This is a genomic window from Fusibacter sp. JL298sf-3 (genome assembly GCF_053842995.1).
In genome coordinates this window covers 2,552,159-2,570,605 of record NZ_CM132608.1, presented here as the reverse complement: position 1 = coordinate 2,570,605, position 18,447 = coordinate 2,552,159, and the positions used below count along the sequence as shown (strand labels likewise).

Below are 18,447 nucleotides of genomic sequence, written 5' to 3'. Positions count from 1 at the left end.
TTTTATTTATCACTTGATCTACAGAGTGTTCATGCGTTTGAGCACTTCCACGAGGAAGTTGTAAACGCGCTCTGTCGACGAGATGCTCAGGTGTTCGTAAGGCGTGTGGACATCGTATAGATTTGGTCCAATAGACACCATATCGATGTCGCCTACCTTTTCTTTTAAGAAGCCGCATTCGAGACCCGCGTGAATGGCGTCGACTTTCATCTCCTCGCCATACTGTTCGGCGTAAACGCACTTCATAAGTTCTCTCACAGGCGACTCAACCTTAAACGGCCATTCCGGATAGTCGGCAACCGTGTGGTTTTTCGCGCCTATGGATTCCGCAATCAGTGCCATAAGCTCGTTAAGCGCTTGTTTTTTGCTGTTGACAGAACTTCTCACAGCGTTTGTCAACCGAATGACGCCGTCTTTCATTTCCAATACGCCGAGGTTGTTCGAAGTCTCGACGAGCCCCTCCATACCGGCGCTCATGGCGTAAACGCCAAAGGGTGTAAACCGCAACAACTTCTCTAAAGCCATTTGCGTCACCGGCTCAAAGACGGTTTCTGGCGGATCGATTTCCGAAACGGTTATACTGAGCGTCGGTTCAGTGACAGCGTATTCGTTTTTAAACGTCTCTTGAATAGACGCCACCAAGTCCTCCATTAAGAAGACGTCGCTGTTGCTAAGGGCAAACTTCATATGTGCCGTCTTGGCAATGGCGTTCATTTTTTCCCCGCCCCACGCTTCGTAAGCACCATAGGAAAAGTGATTTTTAAAGATGGTCATCGTACGGCCGAGAAGCTTTAGCGCGTTGGCGCGCTTCTTGCCGATTTCTATTCCCGAGTGCCCGCCTTGTAAGCCTGAAATAGTGAGTTCAAAGGCTGCGTCATAAGCACATGGTGTCGTTTGGACATCGATTTCAGTAATGTTGTTCACACCGCCTGCACAAGAAGCCAGAACCACCCCTTCTTCTTCAGAATCGATGTTAATGAGAACATCTCCCGTCACATCTCCGGGCTTTAACGCCATAACGCCGTCCATGCCCGTCTCTTCAGACGTCGTAAAAAGTGCTGTGATTTCAGGGTGTTCTAGGGTATTGTCACTGAGAATACTCATGGCCATAGCCACGGCGATGCCGTTGTCGGCGCCAAGTGTCGTCCCCTCTGTTTTCACAAAGTCGCCGTCGACGACCAATGGAATCGGATCCTTCTCAAAGTCAAAGGTCAAATCGTCTCGCTTGACGCATACCATATCTGTATGTCCTTGCAAGATAACGCGTTTAGCCGTCTCATACCCTTGGGTAGCCGGCTTCTTTATGATGACATTGTTGGCTTCATCGCGTACGACATCCAGGCCGTGTGTCTTGGCAAAGCCTTCTAAATAACTGGCAACAGCTGCTTCATTTCCCGACTCTCTCGGTATCTCTGTGAGCGCTTCAAAATACTTAAAAACTTTTTCCGGTTTGAGGTCTTTAAGACATTCGTTCATAAAAAAAGCTCCTTTCAATTTTGATGTGTTTCTTTCACATTTTAACACACTTAGGGGCATTATGCACCTTGTCGCGCCGGTCGCTTCTCGATATCGTCCGGCATAAAGCCTTTGAATTGGGCGGTGTACAGCTTTCGATAGATACCATCTTTTTCAAGGAGTTCAGCATGGCGTCCACGTTCGACGATGGCGTTGTCCTCGAGGACGAGAATTTCATCTGCGTTCATAATCGTCGACAACCGGTGGGCTACCGTCACAGTGGTCTTGCCCACGGCGAGTCTGTCCAGGGCCTTTTGAACGAAGAGTTCGCTCTCGTTGTCCAGTGACGATGTCGCTTCATCGAGTATGACAATCGGCGGATTTTTAAGAAAGACCCGTGCAATGGAAATTCGCTGTTTCTGACCGCCGGAGAGTTTCACCCCGCGTTCGCCCACGACGGTGTCGTACCCACTTGGTAACTGATTGATAAAATCGTGGATATACGCTTGTTTGGCAGCGGCGACGACGGCTTCATCTGTGGCATTCGGGTCGCCGTAGGCGATGTTGTCCCGAATGGTGCCGTGGAACATAAAAACGTCTTGCTGAACGATGCCGATGGACTTTCTCAAAAGTCCTAAATCGATGTCTTTAATGTTGTGTCCACCGATGTAGATGGCCCCTTCAGTCACATCGTAAAATCTCGGAATCAAACTGATAATAGTGGATTTGCCGACACCTGAAGGCCCGACAAGGGCAATGTGCTTCCCGCTTTTGATGTCTAAATTCAAGTGGTCGAGCACCGTGTTTTTAGCTTCGTAGCCAAAGGACACATCGTCGAAAGTGATATCGCCCGACAAGCTGTCAATTGGCGCCGGCGCATTGGTGTTTTTAATTTCAGATTCTAAAGTGATGATTTGATAGAACCGTTCGAAGCCACTGATACCCGACTGAATCTGTTGAATCATCATGACGAGGCCCTTCACCGGTCGCATAAAGAAGTTGGAGTAAAGCAAAAAGGCGACGAGGTCACCGGCGTTAATCCAACCGTTTATGACGTAAATCCCCCCGAGTATTATGATGACGAGATTCATAATGTCCGTGAAAAAGTTCGTTCCCGCGATGAACTCGCCCATGGCTTTAAAAGCGTTCTTTCTCGAATCCAAGTACTCGTCGTTCACTTCCTCAAAACGGCCGGATTCAAACGATTCGTTGGCAAATGACTGACAGAGTCGGACACCTGATATCGAATTCTCTATTTGTGCGTTAATCACTGCTGCACGCTCTCTGTGAACTCGAAATGCCGACTGCATCGCCTTGCGTTTGTACAGGGCAAACGCAAATAAAAAGAGCACCATTGCTAATAAAATCAAGGTCAATTGAACGTTGACGGTCATGAGGAAACCCAAACTTCCCACGAGCATAATGGTGGAAATCAAGGCGTCTTCGGGAACGTGATGCGCCACCTCAGCGATGTCGCCGAGGTCATTGGTCAAACGGCTCATCAATTTACCGGTTTTGTTTTCATCGTAAAACTTAAATGGCAACGTCAAGTAATGCTCAAAGAGATCCTTTCGCATATCCCGCCCCATTTTGGCGCCCATGACGTGTCCCCAGTAGTTCATAAACCACATGCAGACCGCTCGAATGACAAACAGCACCGCTAAAATAACCCCTAGGCGCACAATGGCTTGTACAGCGCCGTTTGGAATATGATTGTTAATAATCTCCCTCGATACCATCGGGAATACCAAATCAACTGCAGACAAGATAATCGCCGCTATTAAGTCGAAAAACAGAAGCTTCTTGTACGGCTTGTAGTAACTCATAAACTTCTTAAACATACCTTCCCCCCTTAAATTATTTCGTATCTCTATGGAATGTTATTCTACACTTCTGATTAGAAAAGTCAAGTGCCCTTTTTAGCCCTAGTACTTTATAACTATTTTTATATAAAGACTTTAGCATCGACCGCTTTTTCGCCGATAATTTATATAGACTGCAAAAAGGGGGGGGACCGGTTATGAACGCTACATTAAAAAGAAGAGGGCTTCTATGTGCGCTTGCACAAAGCGCGGCACTTATCGCCTTGATTGTATACGCGCCGTTTTCTCACTACGTACGGCCACTAGGCTTTGCCGCATTGCTCGTTTGCCTTTACAAAGGCTTTTCAAATCATCATCTAAAAGCACTTCGACAGTACCTCGCCACACATCCCCAGGTACACGCCCAAGACCTGAAAGCGGATTTCAGTACTGCCACCCCTGTAGAAAAAGGCCTCTGGATCGGTGATAAATGGACATTTTACCTAAAGGGATGCCACGCCCACCTGCTTGCCAATGCCGACTTAATCTGGTGTTACCGCCACTCAAATCCCTGCGATGCAAAACCCGCTGACAACAGGACGTTAACGCTGAAAACGCGTCGAAGAAAAACGATACACCTCGTGCTTAGAAGCTCAAACGCCACGGATTACGCCTTACATACATACGCCCATCGGTTTGAGCACATGGTGGTCGGCTATTCTTCCAAATACCTCGCCACTTATGAAAACTGTATACGCCAATTTATCGAAATCCCCTTTCATTCATAAAAATGAAGCCCCTTCGGTTATTTTCCCGAAGGGGCTTTATCTTAGAAAGAGACACTGTAGAAAAGCACTGCGTTTAGAATGAAGGCGAGTGTGGTGGTAATGGCTGTCCCTCTGCTGGGGTCGACCACTTCCCTAGTGTTGACCATGCGCCGCGTCAGTATAAAATCCCGTCTTGAGGCCGATGGCACTGGCATCGCCACAAAAATAGTTGCAATAATGAAGACGATGGCAAACTTTTTCTAAACGTTTATCCGGTGCCCACTTCATCTTTTCCAGCTTCAATGCGAAGCGCGTGTGGTGGCGCTTCCAGCACCTCTTGCAGGGCTGTCTCCGATTGGAGATAAGCCCCCACTTCCTCGGCATTCAGAACCACCGGCATGCGGTGGTGCACTTCGGCACAGGCACCTGTGCTCTCTCGCGTCAACAGGACAAATCGCCAAATGCCGTCGGCCTCTTTTCTATAGAGTCCGGCAAAACCGGCATGCGTCCCCACTTCCGGGTAAAACGTGTGCGGTTGTTTGGCTTTATCCCATTCGTAATACGCCGAAAACGGCACGACACACCGCCGCTTGACCAGATGCGGTGCAAAAGTGGGCTTCAGGTGAACAGTTTCACTGCGTGCGTTGATCAGCGGGCGGCCTTTTTTCACGGGGCTAAAGCCCCAAAGCATCTCCCCCAAGCGCCTTTCAGTTCCGACATCGATAATCACCGGCGCCGCCATCTGTGGATAAATCACTTTTGGTGCCGACTTTTCCCCAATTTTGTTGACAATGTCGTAAAACTCTGCCAGCGCCGCGGCGTCTTCTGCCAATAAAAATTGTCCGCACATACGCGCCTCCTTTAGAGTATCCGCCATTCGTAAGGCAACAGTTTGTAGACGTCGTTTCCATATGCGTAAGTCACCTCTGAATCGCCTGTGTTGATAACGACCGCCATCCGGTCGCCTTCGGCAGATTTTTCAAAAGCCAATACGCGTCCGGTGTCATCAGTCGCCAACCACTCAAATCTCGTGCCCCGCATAGCCGGCCGTGCCTTTCGCAGCCGAATTAATTCCTGTACATGCGCTTTTAACGGATGCGCCTGTCGCTCCGGTTCCCAAGGCATACAGACCCTGTTGCCGTCGTGAACGCCTTCTAAGCCGATTTCACTGCCGTAGTAAATACAAGGACATCCTGGAAACGTCATTTGGAGCAAGTAGGCAATCTCAACTTTTTCAGTAGATTTGCCGAGCAACGTCATAATCCGCGACGTATCGTGACAGTCTAAGAACGTGAACAGGTTCTCCGCCACAGGTATGGGGTAGTCTACCAAAAGGGCGCTCACCGCCGCTTTGTAGTCGGCCACAGTAAAATCCAATGCCGTCTCATCTCCCCCCAATAAACGCCAAACCGCATAGGTAAAACTGTAGTTCATAATCGAGTGAAACTGGTCGCCCTTTAGCCACGGCTCTGCGTTGTCGAGGTTTTCTCCCATAATAAAGACATCGGGCTTGACTTTTTGAACCCGTTCTTTAAAGCGTCTCCAAAACGCGTGAGACACTTCGTTGGATACGTCGAGGCGCCAGCCATCGATGTCGTAGTGCTCAATCCAGTAAGTCGCCACATCCAGTAGATACTCAGCGGCCACCGGATTATCTGTTCGCCACTTCGGCATATTCGGCGTAAAGGCAAAGGTCTCGTAGTTGAGCGTGCCGTTTGTGTCCATCGCCCTGCAATCCGGAAACCCGTCTTTATCGAGTGGAAAGTTGACCACCGGCTCCCTTAGCAGGTGAAAGCACTGAGCGTAGTAAGCGTCGAATCCCTTTTCCACCACGTCTTGAAAATACGGGTGTTTAAAGCCGCAGTGGTTGAACACTGCGTCGAGCATAACCCGTATACCGCGTTTATGAGCTTCTTCTACCAGCCGTTTAAACGTCGCGTTGTCGCCAAAGGCCGGGTCGATTTTAAAATAGTCAATGGTGTCGTATTTGTGCGTTGTCGGCGCTTCAAAAATCGGCGTAAAGTAGATGCCGGTCACGCCGAGCGCCTGTATGTCGTCAAGATGCGCCACCACGCCTTCGAGGTCGCCGCCAAAGCGCATCTCGTTGGTCACTTCCGGTTGACTGTTCCAAGGTAAGGTGCCCTTTAAATTCAGCGTCGAATCGCCGTTGGCAAAGCGCTCCGGAAAAATTTGATACCAAACGGTGTCTTTGACCCACGCCGGTGCTTTGTACCGATCTTCTTCATTGAGGTACGGAAAGTTGAAAAAGTAGCGCAGGTTGCGGTGGGCGTCTTTGTGGACAGCGGTATCGGTAAGGCCATTGGCACCGAAGACCCACCGGCCTTCTTCCGACTTTAGGACAAATGCATAGCGCACGCGTCTGTAAGTCGGCTCAATGGCGATAAACCAATAATCGTAATACGCGTCACTGTGCTCTAAGGTCATAGCTTTCGGCGATTCGGGTTCCGCTTGCCATCCCTCTCGACGCGTCCAGAAAAAGGGGTCGCCCCAGACGAGGTCGACGCCGGAAACGTCGCCTACCGCCGTTTTAATGCGAAGGTGTAAGACGCCTTCTTCAGCTTGATAGGCGTATTTGCTCTTTGCTTCGTGCACGATGCCGTAAACGTTCATTATAATCTCCCATACAGTTTGGTGAGCGCGTACATTTTTTGGGCCAAGCTCCGCGACAAGTCTTTGTGGTGAATACGCCACATCCAGTTGCCGCCGAGTTTAGACGGAAAGTTCATACGCGCCTTGTTGTCGAGTCCTAAGAAATCCTGCATCTGCGCAACTGCGAGGTAGGAGACCGAACTCCAAACGCCTCGGATAAAGCCCCAGTGATAGCCTTCGCCGCGGTTCAAGCCCAGGTAGTCCATGGCAAAAGCCTTGTCCGCCTTCGGTACGCTGTTCAACCAGCCGACGACGGTTTCGTTGTCGTGCGTCCCCGTATAGGCCACGGTGTTGGCGGTGTAGTTGTGCGGCAGGTAATCGCTCTCTTCGCGAGGGTCAAAGGCAAATTGGAGAATTTTCATCCCCGGGAACTCGGTGTACTCTCTGAGCGCCACCACTTCTTCAGTTAAGTAGCCGAGGTCCTCTGCGATAATGTCTACGTCGCCAAGTGCCTCTCTGATGGCTTTAAACAAGGCTTTGTCCGGCCCCTTGACCCATTGGCCGTTTTCAGCGGTGGCGTCGCCGTACGGGATTTCCCAGTACGCTTCAAAGCCTCTAAAGTGGTCGATTCGAACGGTGTCAAAGAGTTTAAAACTGTAACGCGTGCGCTCAATCCACCACTTGTACGCGTCTTTCTCCATATAGGCCCAATCGTAAATCGGATTGCCCCAAAGCTGGCCGGTTTCAGAAAAGGCGTCCGGCGGACAACCGGCGACACAAGTGGGTTTCCCCGTTGCATCGAGTTTAAAATACTCGGGGTTGCCCCAGACGTCGGCGCTGTCTTCAGCCACGTAAATCGGCATGTCGCCGATAATTTTAATGCCCATGTCGTTGGCAACGGCCTTCAACGCAAACCACTGTTTAAAAAAGAAATACTGTGTAAACACCCAAAAATCGATGTCGTCTCGATGGGTGGCTTTAAAAGCCTCAACGGCTTCGGTAGAGGCGTTTTCGTAGCCCGGCGCCCACTCTGTCCACGACTGGTTGCCATTTGCTGCTTTTAGCGCCATAAACACGGCAAAATCTTCTAACCAGTCTTTTTCCGCCTCGTAAAAGCGCGCCAACTCATGAGACAATTTGACTTTTGCGTTGTCGTACGCCGTTCTCAAAAGCGGCATCTTATTCCGATAGAGTTTCTCGTAGTCGATGCGGTGCTTGTTTTTGCCGAGATCCGCTTTTTCAGCGGCCTTCTTATCGAGGTACCCCATGTCGATTAATTCCCCTAAATCGATAAAGTAAGGGTTTCCGGCAAAGGCTGAAAAGGACTGGTACGGGGAATCGCCGTAGCCGGTGATGCCAATGGGCAGTATCTGCCAGTTCTTTTGTCCCGCTTCTTTTAAAAATTCTAGGAACTCGTAAGCCCCTTTGCCCAAATCGCCGATGCCGTAGGCACCCGGTAAAGATGCGATATGGAGCAATACGCCACTGCTTCTTTCTCTCATAAGCTTCATCCTTTCATGTTCTCATACACTTGTGATACCCTAACCGAAAGCGTTATAACACCAACGCGTCGAGACCCAGTGCCTCGTAGACGCGAAGCACTTCGGCAACAGACCACGCCTGTGCCGGACACCCTCTTTGAGCGTGCGGCGCATCGCCTTCAAATATTTCAGAAGCACTGCCCAAAACACCTTCCTCCAAATGTTTAAAGAAGTGCTGAATTTCTTTTAATATCGCCTCTTTGTCACCATAGGCTTTGTAATGGGCGTCAAAATAGGCGCCGAGAAGCCAAGCCCACGCCGTCCCGCGGTGGTATGCGCCGTCTCTCGACAGCAGGTCGCCGCCATAACGCCCTTTAAAATCGGGGTCGGAAGGAGTCAAGGTCAACAACCCGTACGGCACTTTCAGGTGCGCTGTCACAAAGTCCACAACTGATTTAAACCGCGCTTTCTCGAGGACGGGAAACGGCAAACTCACGGCAAACAGCATATTGGGACGCGGAATATTATGCGGTACGCCGTCTATAACGAGGTCGTAGAGAATCCCCGCCTCTTCACACCAAAAGGTTTCGTTAAACGCCTGCTTCACTTTCGGTATCAGTGCGTCGAAATCGATGTCGGTTGCCACCTCTAGCGCCTTTGTCAAATGCGCCGTAATAGAGAGGGCGTTGTACCACAGGGCGTTGATTTCCACCGCCTTGCCGTGACGCGGCGTCACAACCCAGCCGTCCACCTTCACGTCCATCCAAGTGAGTTGCGTCGTCTCGTTGCCCGTGCTGAGCAAACCGTCTGTGTCCATGTAGATGTCGTTGATGGTGCCCGCCATATGATGGGACAAGATACCGAGCAAGTCCGGCAAAAGGCGCTTTACCGACGCCGCGTCACCTGTGCGCTCATAATAGGCGTAGACGGCGTTGAACAACCAAAGTGTGCCGTCAGAGGTGTTGTACATCGGCGCCTCCCCTTCGTCCGGAAAATTGTTGGGGATAATGCCTTTGTAGACCTTCGATAAAAACCCTTCAATCATTTCCAGCCCCTCGTCGTAGCGCTTAGTGGAAAGCGTCAGCCCCGGAAGCGCTATCATGGTGTCGCGCCCCCAGTCGGTGAACCAAGGGTATCCGGCGATAATCGTCTTTTTCCCCGTGTTTTGACGCCAGACGATAAAGTCGTCTGCTGCTTGAACCAAGCGGTTAACGGCGCCGTTCTTAAACTCGGCGCGCTCCGTCAGCGCTTTGTAACGCACCTTGGCACTTTCCAGTACGGTGTCCGGCGCAGTAAAACTCGGTTCGATATTGAGGCCTACCGTCACTTGCGTCACCCCTTTGGAAATCGGATACGTCCAACGTCCCAATACGGCGTTTTGTTCGCTGTCCGGGTAGCCTCTGCGCGTCTCTATCGGGTAGTACGAAATCGGTGTGGTCAACCGGTCGGCTTCAAAGTGCCCGTCGGTTTTTAAATACACTTTTCGGTCGCCGTTTGAAACGGTTAAAAGCCCTTCGCTCGGAAGCCACTCGGCGCTGTACGCCTCTACATCGATGGGCATGACGTCGTGGTGGTCTCTAAAGTGAAACCACGGCTCCAGTGTCAGAACAGCCGGCGCATCTACAGACACTTCATACGCGACGGCGAACTCGTGTGTGCCGTATAAAAAGGCGGATGTTTTCACGAGTTTCACCCCTTCTGAAACGAACGTCTGTCGAACGACTCCCTCTTTGCTGTACGCCGTCAAAGCGCTGTCGGTCTCAGGACGTCCCCTTTCGTTTTCATCTGTAAACCGCACCGTCCGATCGCCTATGCGCACCGTCGGCACCATCTTGGCGACGAGATGCATCCTTTGAATCGGCGGGTTTTCACTCACCGTATACAAACTGTGGTACTTTCTGCAGTTCACCTCATCCAAAGAGGAAAAGCTGTACCCCCCCAGCCCATTGGTCAGCAAATACTCCCTGTTCATTATTATTTCAACTGGCTTCACCATGTCGTACTCCTTTCTGGTAACGTTACCAACTTCGTAGTCTATTGCATGTATACCCACTTAATCAGGGTTTATATTTTTTTTAGCTTGAGTCATTATAGCAAAATTTAAGACCGCTGACAATCACAAGACCCCTTGACTTTTTGGCGCTTTTTCGTTAAAGTAAGAATAAGTTTGTGAATCTTTTTACAATCTTTTCTTTTCAGATAAGCTGTGCCTCGTCTGAAGAGATTGAAAACACATCACCTAAAAGAGAAGCGTGTTCTTATCTTGCAGGAAAATAACCGGACGGCGTACCCGGTCTATTTGTGTCTCCTCTTGAAAGATGTTTCTCGAGGGCTTTTTATTTTTTGGAGGTTAATGCATGCACCGAGTACGAGACTTGATTGACCAATTGTACCGAGAGGAAAACCTCTCTGACGCTGAGCTGCTTTACATTCTAGACACCATTTCCGAAGAAGACACCCCGTACTTATTTGAAAAAGCACTGCAGCGTAAATCCGAATACTACGAAGACACCGTGTTTATGCGCGGCTTAATAGAATTCACCAACTACTGCAAGCAAAATTGCAACTACTGCGGCATTCGAGCGGCCAACGGTAAAGTCGAACGCTATCGACTGAGCAAAGAGGCGATTATGAACTGCTGTGCGGAAGGCCACCGACTCGGCTATCGCACCTTCGTCCTCCAAGGGGGCGAAGACCCTTATTTTACAGACGATGTCCTCGCCGATCTCGTCTCCACGATTAAAGCCACCTATCCGGACTGCGCCATCACGTTGTCCGTCGGCGAGAGAAGCACTGAAAGCTACAAGCGCTTGCGCGATGCCGGTGCAGATCGGTATTTGCTCAGACATGAAACCGCTTCAAAGCCCCTTTACGAAGCGCTCCACCCCCATATGTCTTTTGAAAACAGAAGACGCTGCCTCCTCGATTTAAAAGCCATTGGCTTTCAAGTGGGTGCCGGGTTTATGGTGGGCCTTCCTGAACAAACCAACGCCGACCTCGTAGAAGATTTGCGATTTTTGAAGACGCTTGAACCCGAGATGATTGGCATCGGCCCGTACATTCCGCACGATGAAACACCGCTCAAGGGCAATACCGGCGGCACAGTTGAAAAAACCTGTCTCATGTTGGCACTTACGCGGCTCCTGCTGCCTAAGGTACTTCTGCCGTCGACGACGGCCATGGGGACACTGGACCCCAAAGGCCGTGAAAAAGCGCTAAAAGCAGGTGGCAATGTGGTTATGCCAAACCTGTCCCCTATTGACGTCAGAGAAAAATACGAACTCTACAAAGACAAAATTTGTACCGGCGATGAAGCCGCCCACTGCAGACAGTGCATTGAAGGGCGCATTAAAAGTGTCGGTTTCAGGGTCGATATGGGCCGCGGCGATCACATCGCTCTGGCAGATCTCTCCAAACCGGAGGGCGTTCAAATTCAATTTTAACAACTGATGAGCAAGGCTGTTTTAAGATGCGTTAAAGCGTTTTAAAGCGGCCCTTTTTGTCGGCGTGAAAAATTAACAAATCAATGCTAAAAAAATGTCCCTTTTTGCTCCGCTAAATACATTACATTAGTGAAGGCTTTTATAGAGGCTCTTGGTGTAAAACGGTTCTATCATGAACTTTACTGTTGCAAAAAGGAGGTTGTGTCATGAAAAAATGGTTTGCAGTGGGATTGGTGCTGTGCATGGTCTCGATGTCGATGTCTTTTGGCGCAGTTAATCAAACGACGGAGAAAACTCCTGACGCCATTGACAACGAACGGATTGTCTCGGTGGCATTTTCTAATCAAAGAGTTGTGAACACGATGGACAAAATTGAGGGCTTTACGGTAAAAGACGCCTTTTGGAGCGACATTTCTTCAGAAGATGTTAGCGCCTTACAGGCGGACCCTGCTAAAGAGAATATGGGGGATATTTTCCTCATGACGTATTCGAAAGAACTTTACAAAGATTTTAACGCCGCGAAAATTGGTCTGGAAGAAGAACTGAAGGCCATGGGGTATGAGGTCAAATATATTGAGCCCAATTACCGAGTGAAAGCGTTTGAGACGCCTGCAGTGACCAAACAACAAATACCAGAAAAGCAAAAATGGCATTACGAAATGATTAAACTGCCTCAGGCGTGGGAAATGACCACCGGTTCGGCCGACGTTAAGGTAGCGGTGCTCGACACGGGCATCGACTATACCCACAAGAATTTAAAACAAAATGTCGGCGCAAGTCTCGGAAAAAACTTTACCAGTGGTGACGCGTCCGATACCATGGACCGCTTGGGGCACGGCACCCACGTGGCGGGAATCATTGCAGCGAGTGGCAGTCTCACAGGTGTTATGCAAAAGGCCACTGTTTTTCCTGTGAAAGTTCTCGCAGATAACGGCTATGGAGAAGGCTACTGGGTAACAAAGGGCATCACCTACGCCGCCGATCAAGGGGCCGATGTCATCAACATGTCTCTAGGGGGTGGTCCTGCATCCCAAGCTATGGAAAACGCCTGTAATTATGCTGTCGATAAAAACTGCGTTGTAGTCGCCGCAACAGGAAATGACGCTTGGGATCAAATTTCGAATCCGGCAGCCTACGAATACGGCAACGGACTGGTCGACAGCGAAGCCGCTGTAAAGGCTTTAATCAAGTAACAACGGTCTTCAATCGATGAGAACTGAGCGCAAAAACCAGTAGCGCTCTTAACCTGCATCGATGACGTATCGGCCTCCTATAAAGCCCGCGGCTGTCAGCGCCGGAAATCGCCACATAGAGTGTTTTTCTCATGGAGAGCACGGCTGTAACAGCCGAATGTTCAAAAGGACTGTGTGGGGTCTTTAGAGGCCCACTCAGTCCTCATCTGTGCCACTTTAAAACAGAAAGCATAAAAAACACCGTTGCGCCTCTAATCGTCTAGAGGGGCAACGGTGTTTTTTTCGTTTGTCATCATAAATTGAGTCCCACCTGTGGGACGTCGTTTTCACTATTAGTTTAAAGCGCCTAAAACGCCATTGGCCACCATTTTGAGAACTACGATAACGGCGATAAAAGTGACTACCAGACCGGCGTTGCTCAGACGCGTGGTCATCGCGGGTTCTTCACCGTCTTGGTTTCTAAAATAACGGCTTTTAACGCCGAGTCCCATGTCTAAAAGGGCCAGTAAGACGAGTACCACTGTCGTTACAGTAAACAGTGTTCCCGCGAAGTCAAAGCCTTTGTCAAATGCCGCGACAAACTTGTCCATTTCGAGGAACACGTCGAGAAAGCCCCCTTCCACCATGGCTATTCCGAAAAAACCGATGATGCCGAGAATGGCAATCCAAATGAAGGCTTTAATGATGCCCTTAAATAAAGGTCTGCCCAGTGTGCTCTCCGTGTAGAACATCTGCTTCATCGTATGGCTGAGTTTATCTTGCTCTGCGTCGTACACCACAACAGAAATTTTAGCGACGTCGTTGCTGTGTAAGTTTCTAAGCGTCCGTTTGTCTTCTACTAGCAAAGTTGCATGATCTTGTCTTGCAAAATTGAGATACTTGTCTTTCTCCTCTTTCGTAATGTCTTCGAGATGAAGGACTTCACCGTATTTCATATGAATGCTGAGCGCGTAACGGATGGATGTTTGCGATATTTTTTTATTTGCTTCGCTCATTCTAAACCTCCAAATATAATGTAACAAACTTATACCCATTATAGCATTTATTATGCAATGCTGGCAAAGCCTTTGTTATATTTTATGGAAATCTGAATGCTATAAGAAATTAATACGCTTGTAATACAAAAGGCTTTAATTTCTGTTATCATGAAGATGATGCCGTGACAAAGCTCGCGGCAGTTAAACAAAATTTATGGAGTTAGGAAGGTTATAGAATGAGAAACTGGATAAGAACACTTGTGGCTCTAGCCCTCGTTGTCACCGCTTTTATCCCGTCGGCATCTTATGCGCAATCAGATGAAAAGAGCCGTTACACCGATACGGTTACGCTGATGATTGACAGCAAGAGCCTCTATCACAACGGGGAACGCTTTGAAAGCCAGCGGGAAAACACCATTGTCGACGGCGTCACCTATACGTCACTTAGAAGCTTTGCAGAGCGCTTATCGCTCACATTGTCTTTTGACAACGAAACCAAAATCGTTACATTAATCGGAAAAGGCATTCACTTATCGTTTCAGGCAGATTCCGAACGCTACACCGTAGACGGCGAAGCGTTTACCTCTGAACACGGCGTTCCCTTTATCGACGAAGGCGTCCTCATGGTGCCTGTGAAACTTTTTGCACAGCCTTTCGACATCGTCGTCATGCCGGGGGAAGCGCCAAAAACCGTCGATCTCTTCTGGTCGACAGTGGCCTACGGCCAGTTCAGCATCGAGCCCACCAAAATTTACGCCACACAGACAGAAGTCACTTATATCGACGACTACCGCGACAGGGGCGGCGCACCGATACTGGATGAAGTCTGGTCTGAAAAATACGACGTCTTCCCGGAAGCCGGCGTCTACACCATTACGCGCAGCGTCCTCACAGAAGACGGCGTGTGGCAACCGCCTTACAGCGTCACTGTAACGGTTCTGCCGCCAAACCAAGCGCCAGAGGCATCGTTTAGAACCAACAAAGACGTCTACAAAATTGGCGAACCTATAAACTACTACGACGACAGCACCGACGCTGAAGACGCAATTGTCTCCACCGACTGGTTCAACAAAGAACCCGCCTTCTTCGAAGCGGGCAAACAAGAAATTATGATTAAAGTCACTGACGACTTCGGCCTTACAGGCACTTTCTCTAAGACGATTACCATTACAGACGAGGTCATGTACACACGCGACGAGTACAATCAACTCTTCGTTCCAGTGGGTGAAAAGTACAGCTTCCAAGGCAACTTAGTGCCTTCCATAGAGAAAGTCCCTTACACCATCGTCAACAGGGGGTACAACCTCTTTAGAAGCAACAGCCCGGAATCGGCGCTGGAAGACGGCATCTACTACGAAGACATCATCAGCGGTCCGACCCGCGTTATGATTCACCACCAAAACCATCAAGCGGCACCTGTGCGGTTCTACCTCGTGGCGACGAACCCCAATGCAGAGCCGATAAAAATCACAATACCACATGTGGGTATCGGCGGCCCTCACGAATCGATCTACCTCACCGGTAAACTCAGCGTCGCGCGCTACCTCGAAACACTCAACACGCCGGACAACCGCGTCATCACTTTAAAACCAGGGGAAAGTAAAGTTGTAATGACGCCGATGAGCGCTGCTAAGGTGCCTTATCTAAGCACTATTTCGGCACATGGCGACATCCTTACCGACAACCCGTTGAAGCTTCAAATGGTTATCTTAAAAGACAGCAAAGACTTGTTCGAATCGCTGCCGACACTTAAGAAAACAATGCCTGACGGTGTGCATAAACGCGGCACTTACAACAACGCGACGAAGTCTATCCGCCTCGATCGACTCCTCGGCGAAACGCCGATGCGCCTCTCTCTTGGCGACGGCACACGCGATGTCAACTACAAGGGCCGCGACGGCATCACAGGCGAAGTCGTGGACAACGACGGCATCTTTGGCGTCGTACACACGGTACAGCTGGAGCGCGTCGCACCAAATACCCTCGTGAGCATTAACGCACGCGGCGGGTACTACAGCGGTTCATTCAGCATCAACGGCGAAATCATCCAAGCGACAAAGGTGAGCCATTTGCTCACGCCGGATGAAAAAGTCGTCCTCTACCGCACCGGCGATACAGAGGAACTTTTAGAGATTCAATTTATTCCGGCATCGGGTAGCAACTTGCCACTGGCACTGCTGTTAGAGCCCCTACCGGAAGTTAAACACTAAAGAGGCGCCGGAGAGCGTCTATACAATCAAACGCCAAGACTTCTCAGCCTTGGCGTTTGATTTTTTATATTGAAGAGATTACATGACCATTTGAGATTTCAATAACGCGGTCGGCTTCACTTGCGATGCCGAGGTCATGAGTGACCAAAATCAGCGTTTGATTGAAACGTTTGGCAGAGGCCTTTAAAAGCGCCATTACCTCTTTGCCCGTATTTTCGTCGAGGTTGCCCGTCGGCTCGTCTGCGAGGATAATCGCGGGGTTCGTCACCAGCGCCCGCGCAATGGCAACACGCTGCCGCTGACCGCCTGAAAGTTCGTCGGGATAGTAGTTGAGCTTTTCGCGTATATCCAGTGTGTCTACAATTTCATCGAGATGCTTTTGCTCCGGTTCCACACCGTCTAAGTGCGCCGGCAATAGAATGTTTTCCAGAACGGTGTGTTCCGGCAACAAGTTAAACGACTGAAAGACAAAGCCGATTCGACGCCTTCTAAGTAAGGTGATAAAATCTTCTTTTTGGTCAAAGACATTTTGCCCTTCTAAGTACATCTCGCCGTCAGTCGGCTTATCCAAAGCGCCGAGTATATGTAAGAGTGTCGATTTTCCGGAACCGCTCTTACCGATAATCGCGTAAAAATACCCCGGCTCTATTGAGAGATCAATGCCCTTTAGAGCTTCTACTTTCAGTGCCCCTTTGCCGTAAACTTTCGTAACGCCTTTTAACTCTATCAACTGTTCCGCCATAAATGCCCCCCTCATTTGATGTGTTTATAAATATGCTATCATAATGGTTCCACTGTTGACAATGGGTATTTCGAGTGAATTTTCTCAAAATTCTGAATCCGTTGAAGTAAGCGGGGTTTAAGCACATTAAGTTTTCGAAACAGTCATTATGGAATTGTAACATTATACCGAATTGATGATTTAGGCGCTAAGACAAAGTGATGATGTCGTCGAACAGCTCAGTGATTTCTCGACTACAGGCATGCGAAACGACAATCACTGTTATCGGCAACTCCGCCAAGAACTTCATAATACTCAGCTCATTTGCAGGGTCTAAAGCCGATGTCGGTTCGTCCACAATCAAAACTCGGGGCAAGTGAACAGTGGCTCTGGCCAAGTTGACCCTGGACTTCTGCCCCCCGGACAAGCCGTTGGCATCGTCTAAATGCTTGGATGCATCGATTCCGTCGAGCCCCAAACGCTTTTTGAGCCCTGTTAACCGCTCTTCTGCAACCCCTCTGTAAAAAGCGATGTTCTCATCGATGGTACCGTTGAACAGGTACGCTTGCTGTTCCACATACCGTATGAGATCCGGCGCTTCAAAAGGGGCTTCACCTGTGTAGTAAACAGCGCCTTTATGCGGCGCGAGTTCCCCTACAAGCAACTTGGCCAATGTCGATTTGCCGCAGCCGCTCTCGCCTTGTATCAGATATTTCTTTCCCTTTAAGTAATCGTATGAAAAATCTTCGATTAAGGGGCCACCCCCTTCGTAAGCAAAGAATAGGCCTTCGGCCTTCAGGAGCGCTTCTTCCTCCGATGCCTCAATTTGAATAGAGACAGGCGCTTCTTCAAAAGGGGCATTTAAGTCGGCCAGTATCGGTGCACACGCGCCAATCTTACTTTTTAAGCTGGCAATCTCAATTACCGGACGTACGATGTTGTTCATCAGTTGTACCACGCCGATAACCCCGCCAATAGCCAAATAACCGTTAAAGGACAAGAGACCGCCGACTAAGAACACCAGTATAAACGCGTAGTTGCCGACGCCTTCGGTGACAACCTGTACACTGTAGTTGGCAAAACGGTTCTGGACGCGACTGGCTTCTGTTGTCTCGTTGTTCCCACTGTGCCGGCGTTCAAATTGCTCGAGTACTCTGTACCGCATGACCTCTTTGCGCCCCGACAGCGTGCTGTTTAAAAACTTTAAATACAGACTGGACGTGTCCGCGTACCCTTTCGCCGCCTTTTGAACATACGCTTTAAAAAGCATCGGCGTAAGCATCGGAATAACCGATACAACGATGGCAACGACAAACATAATCCAGTTGATATGTATAATAGCCGCCGCTGAAAAAATAAAAATCAATACATTGTCGACAATTAACCATCGGCTCAAATAATCGTCATTGAAAATCACATCGATTTTACTCGAAAAATTGGCAATGTCGACGCCGACCGATTTTGTTTGGCGCATCTCCCGATTGTAGAGAGCATCTTTCAACGCCTTGGCTTTCTCAGCGGCATTTCGATACACACACCACTTGCCGCCAAGTGTAGAGACGACATTAACTGTAATAATCATAAAAATTATCAAAAGAGTTCCCAAAAAAGCGCTTCTTTCCCCTTTGCTGATAACGTCCACAATTTTTCCAATGTAAATTCCAAACCCCGCACTGGTAATCGCCGAGAAGAAAATGAAAATCAGAGCGCCCAACTTATACCGAAGTGAAATTTCTTTACGCATATTACCCCTCTCTTTACTCTTTTTTAAGAAATTATAACATTTCG

The 18,447-nt window shown here is 49.2% G+C and carries 14 protein-coding genes; 5 read left to right on the top strand and 9 right to left on the bottom strand.

The window, feature by feature from the left end; translation table 11 throughout:
• Positions 1-18 precede the first annotated feature (18 nt).
• Both ACR6HW_RS12115 and ACR6HW_RS12110 read right to left on the bottom strand, forming a co-directional pair.
• Positions 19-1,476 carry an aminoacyl-histidine dipeptidase gene (locus tag ACR6HW_RS12115; RefSeq protein ID WP_455727987.1) on the bottom strand — a complete coding sequence of 486 codons (1,458 nt, stop codon included), beginning with the start codon at positions 1,474-1,476 and terminating at the stop codon, positions 19-21.
• A 59-nt stretch (positions 1,477-1,535) separates the two neighbouring features.
• Positions 1,536-3,296 (bottom strand): ABC transporter ATP-binding protein, encoded by a 1,761-nt coding sequence (locus ACR6HW_RS12110; RefSeq protein ID WP_455727986.1) that lies wholly within the window; start codon positions 3,294-3,296, stop codon positions 1,536-1,538.
• Between the two features lie 179 nt (positions 3,297-3,475).
• Between ACR6HW_RS12110 and ACR6HW_RS12105 the strand changes: the two genes are divergently transcribed.
• Together ACR6HW_RS12105 and ACR6HW_RS12100 are read left to right on the top strand one after the other, a co-directional pair.
• Positions 3,476-4,045 (top strand): DUF6709 family protein, encoded by a 570-nt coding sequence (locus tag ACR6HW_RS12105; protein WP_455727985.1) that lies wholly within the window; start codon positions 3,476-3,478, stop codon positions 4,043-4,045.
• 78 nt (positions 4,046-4,123) lie between these two features.
• Positions 4,124-4,288, top strand: coding sequence for a hypothetical protein (locus ACR6HW_RS12100; protein WP_455727984.1), 165 nt, complete (start codon positions 4,124-4,126; stop codon positions 4,286-4,288).
• Between the two features lie 4 nt (positions 4,289-4,292).
• On the opposite strand, the gene ACR6HW_RS12095 is transcribed toward ACR6HW_RS12100, so the two are convergent.
• Genes ACR6HW_RS12095 through ACR6HW_RS12080 form a run of 4 tightly spaced genes read right to left on the bottom strand, consistent with a single transcriptional unit; the run spans position 4,293 to position 10,111 of the window.
• Positions 4,293-4,874, bottom strand: coding sequence for an SOS response-associated peptidase (locus ACR6HW_RS12095; protein WP_455727983.1), 582 nt, complete (start codon positions 4,872-4,874; stop codon positions 4,293-4,295).
• 11 nt (positions 4,875-4,885) lie between these two features.
• Entirely contained in the window at positions 4,886-6,655 is a 1,770-nt protein-coding gene (locus ACR6HW_RS12090) for a glycoside hydrolase family 13 protein (RefSeq protein ID WP_455727982.1), read from the bottom strand.
• Positions 6,655-8,136 carry a 4-alpha-glucanotransferase gene (malQ, locus tag ACR6HW_RS12085; protein ID WP_455727981.1) on the bottom strand — a complete coding sequence of 494 codons (1,482 nt, stop codon included), beginning with the start codon at positions 8,134-8,136 and terminating at the stop codon, positions 6,655-6,657. Before malQ ends, ACR6HW_RS12090 begins: the two co-directional genes overlap by 1 nt.
• A gap of 52 nt (positions 8,137-8,188) precedes the next feature.
• Positions 8,189-10,111, bottom strand: a complete 1,923-nt coding sequence (locus ACR6HW_RS12080; RefSeq protein WP_455727980.1) for an amylo-alpha-1,6-glucosidase — start codon at positions 10,109-10,111, stop codon at positions 8,189-8,191.
• Positions 10,112-10,472: 361 nt separating this feature from the next.
• Here ACR6HW_RS12080 and hydE point away from each other — a divergent pair, with 361 nt between their 5' ends.
• The gene (hydE, locus tag ACR6HW_RS12075) at positions 10,473-11,558 is read left to right on the top strand and encodes a [FeFe] hydrogenase H-cluster radical SAM maturase HydE (protein WP_455727979.1); all 1,086 of its coding nucleotides are present in this window, start codon (positions 10,473-10,475) and stop codon (positions 11,556-11,558) included.
• Between the two features lie 206 nt (positions 11,559-11,764).
• Complete coding sequence (locus ACR6HW_RS12070) at positions 11,765-12,751, top strand: S8 family serine peptidase (protein ID WP_455727978.1); 987 nt, start codon at positions 11,765-11,767, stop codon at positions 12,749-12,751.
• Positions 12,752-13,083: 332 nt separating this feature from the next.
• Here ACR6HW_RS12070 and ACR6HW_RS12065 read toward each other — a convergent pair whose 3' ends face one another.
• Positions 13,084-13,746 (bottom strand): hypothetical protein, encoded by a 663-nt coding sequence (locus tag ACR6HW_RS12065; RefSeq protein WP_455727977.1) that lies wholly within the window; start codon positions 13,744-13,746, stop codon positions 13,084-13,086.
• 218 nt (positions 13,747-13,964) lie between these two features.
• Here ACR6HW_RS12065 and ACR6HW_RS12060 point away from each other — a divergent pair, with 218 nt between their 5' ends.
• Positions 13,965-15,938 carry a stalk domain-containing protein gene (locus ACR6HW_RS12060; protein ID WP_455727976.1) on the top strand — a complete coding sequence of 658 codons (1,974 nt, stop codon included), beginning with the start codon at positions 13,965-13,967 and terminating at the stop codon, positions 15,936-15,938.
• A gap of 64 nt (positions 15,939-16,002) precedes the next feature.
• On the opposite strand, the gene ACR6HW_RS12055 is transcribed toward ACR6HW_RS12060, so the two are convergent.
• Both ACR6HW_RS12055 and ACR6HW_RS12050 read right to left on the bottom strand, forming a co-directional pair.
• On the bottom strand, positions 16,003-16,680 hold the full coding sequence (locus tag ACR6HW_RS12055; protein WP_455727975.1) for an ABC transporter ATP-binding protein: 678 nt from the start codon (positions 16,678-16,680) through the stop codon (positions 16,003-16,005).
• Positions 16,681-16,867: 187 nt separating this feature from the next.
• A complete protein-coding gene (locus ACR6HW_RS12050) occupies positions 16,868-18,403 on the bottom strand; it encodes an ATP-binding cassette domain-containing protein (RefSeq protein ID WP_455727974.1) in 1,536 nt (511 codons plus the stop codon).
• Between the last annotated feature and the right edge of the window lie 44 nt (positions 18,404-18,447).

Bases quoted from the DNA above. Each gene is read 5' to 3' on its own strand.
- ACR6HW_RS12115 (WP_455727987.1), bottom strand. From the start codon at position 1,476: ATGAACGAATGTCTTAAAGACCTCAAACCGGAAAAAGTTTTTAAGTAT.
- ACR6HW_RS12110 (WP_455727986.1), bottom strand. From the start codon at position 3,296: ATGTTTAAGAAGTTTATGAGTTACTACAAGCCGTACAAGAAGCTTCTG.
- ACR6HW_RS12105 (WP_455727985.1), top strand. From the start codon at position 3,476: ATGAACGCTACATTAAAAAGAAGAGGGCTTCTATGTGCGCTTGCACAA.
- ACR6HW_RS12100 (WP_455727984.1), top strand. From the start codon at position 4,124: ATGAAGGCGAGTGTGGTGGTAATGGCTGTCCCTCTGCTGGGGTCGACC.
- ACR6HW_RS12095 (WP_455727983.1), bottom strand. From the start codon at position 4,874: ATGTGCGGACAATTTTTATTGGCAGAAGACGCCGCGGCGCTGGCAGAG.
- ACR6HW_RS12090 (WP_455727982.1), bottom strand. From the start codon at position 6,655: ATGAACGTTTACGGCATCGTGCACGAAGCAAAGAGCAAATACGCCTAT.
- malQ (WP_455727981.1), bottom strand. From the start codon at position 8,136: ATGAGAGAAAGAAGCAGTGGCGTATTGCTCCATATCGCATCTTTACCG.
- ACR6HW_RS12080 (WP_455727980.1), bottom strand. From the start codon at position 10,111: ATGGTGAAGCCAGTTGAAATAATAATGAACAGGGAGTATTTGCTGACC.
- hydE (WP_455727979.1), top strand. From the start codon at position 10,473: ATGCACCGAGTACGAGACTTGATTGACCAATTGTACCGAGAGGAAAAC.
- ACR6HW_RS12070 (WP_455727978.1), top strand. From the start codon at position 11,765: ATGAAAAAATGGTTTGCAGTGGGATTGGTGCTGTGCATGGTCTCGATG.
- ACR6HW_RS12065 (WP_455727977.1), bottom strand. From the start codon at position 13,746: ATGAGCGAAGCAAATAAAAAAATATCGCAAACATCCATCCGTTACGCG.
- ACR6HW_RS12060 (WP_455727976.1), top strand. From the start codon at position 13,965: ATGAGAAACTGGATAAGAACACTTGTGGCTCTAGCCCTCGTTGTCACC.
- ACR6HW_RS12055 (WP_455727975.1), bottom strand. From the start codon at position 16,680: ATGGCGGAACAGTTGATAGAGTTAAAAGGCGTTACGAAAGTTTACGGC.
- ACR6HW_RS12050 (WP_455727974.1), bottom strand. From the start codon at position 18,403: ATGCGTAAAGAAATTTCACTTCGGTATAAGTTGGGCGCTCTGATTTTC.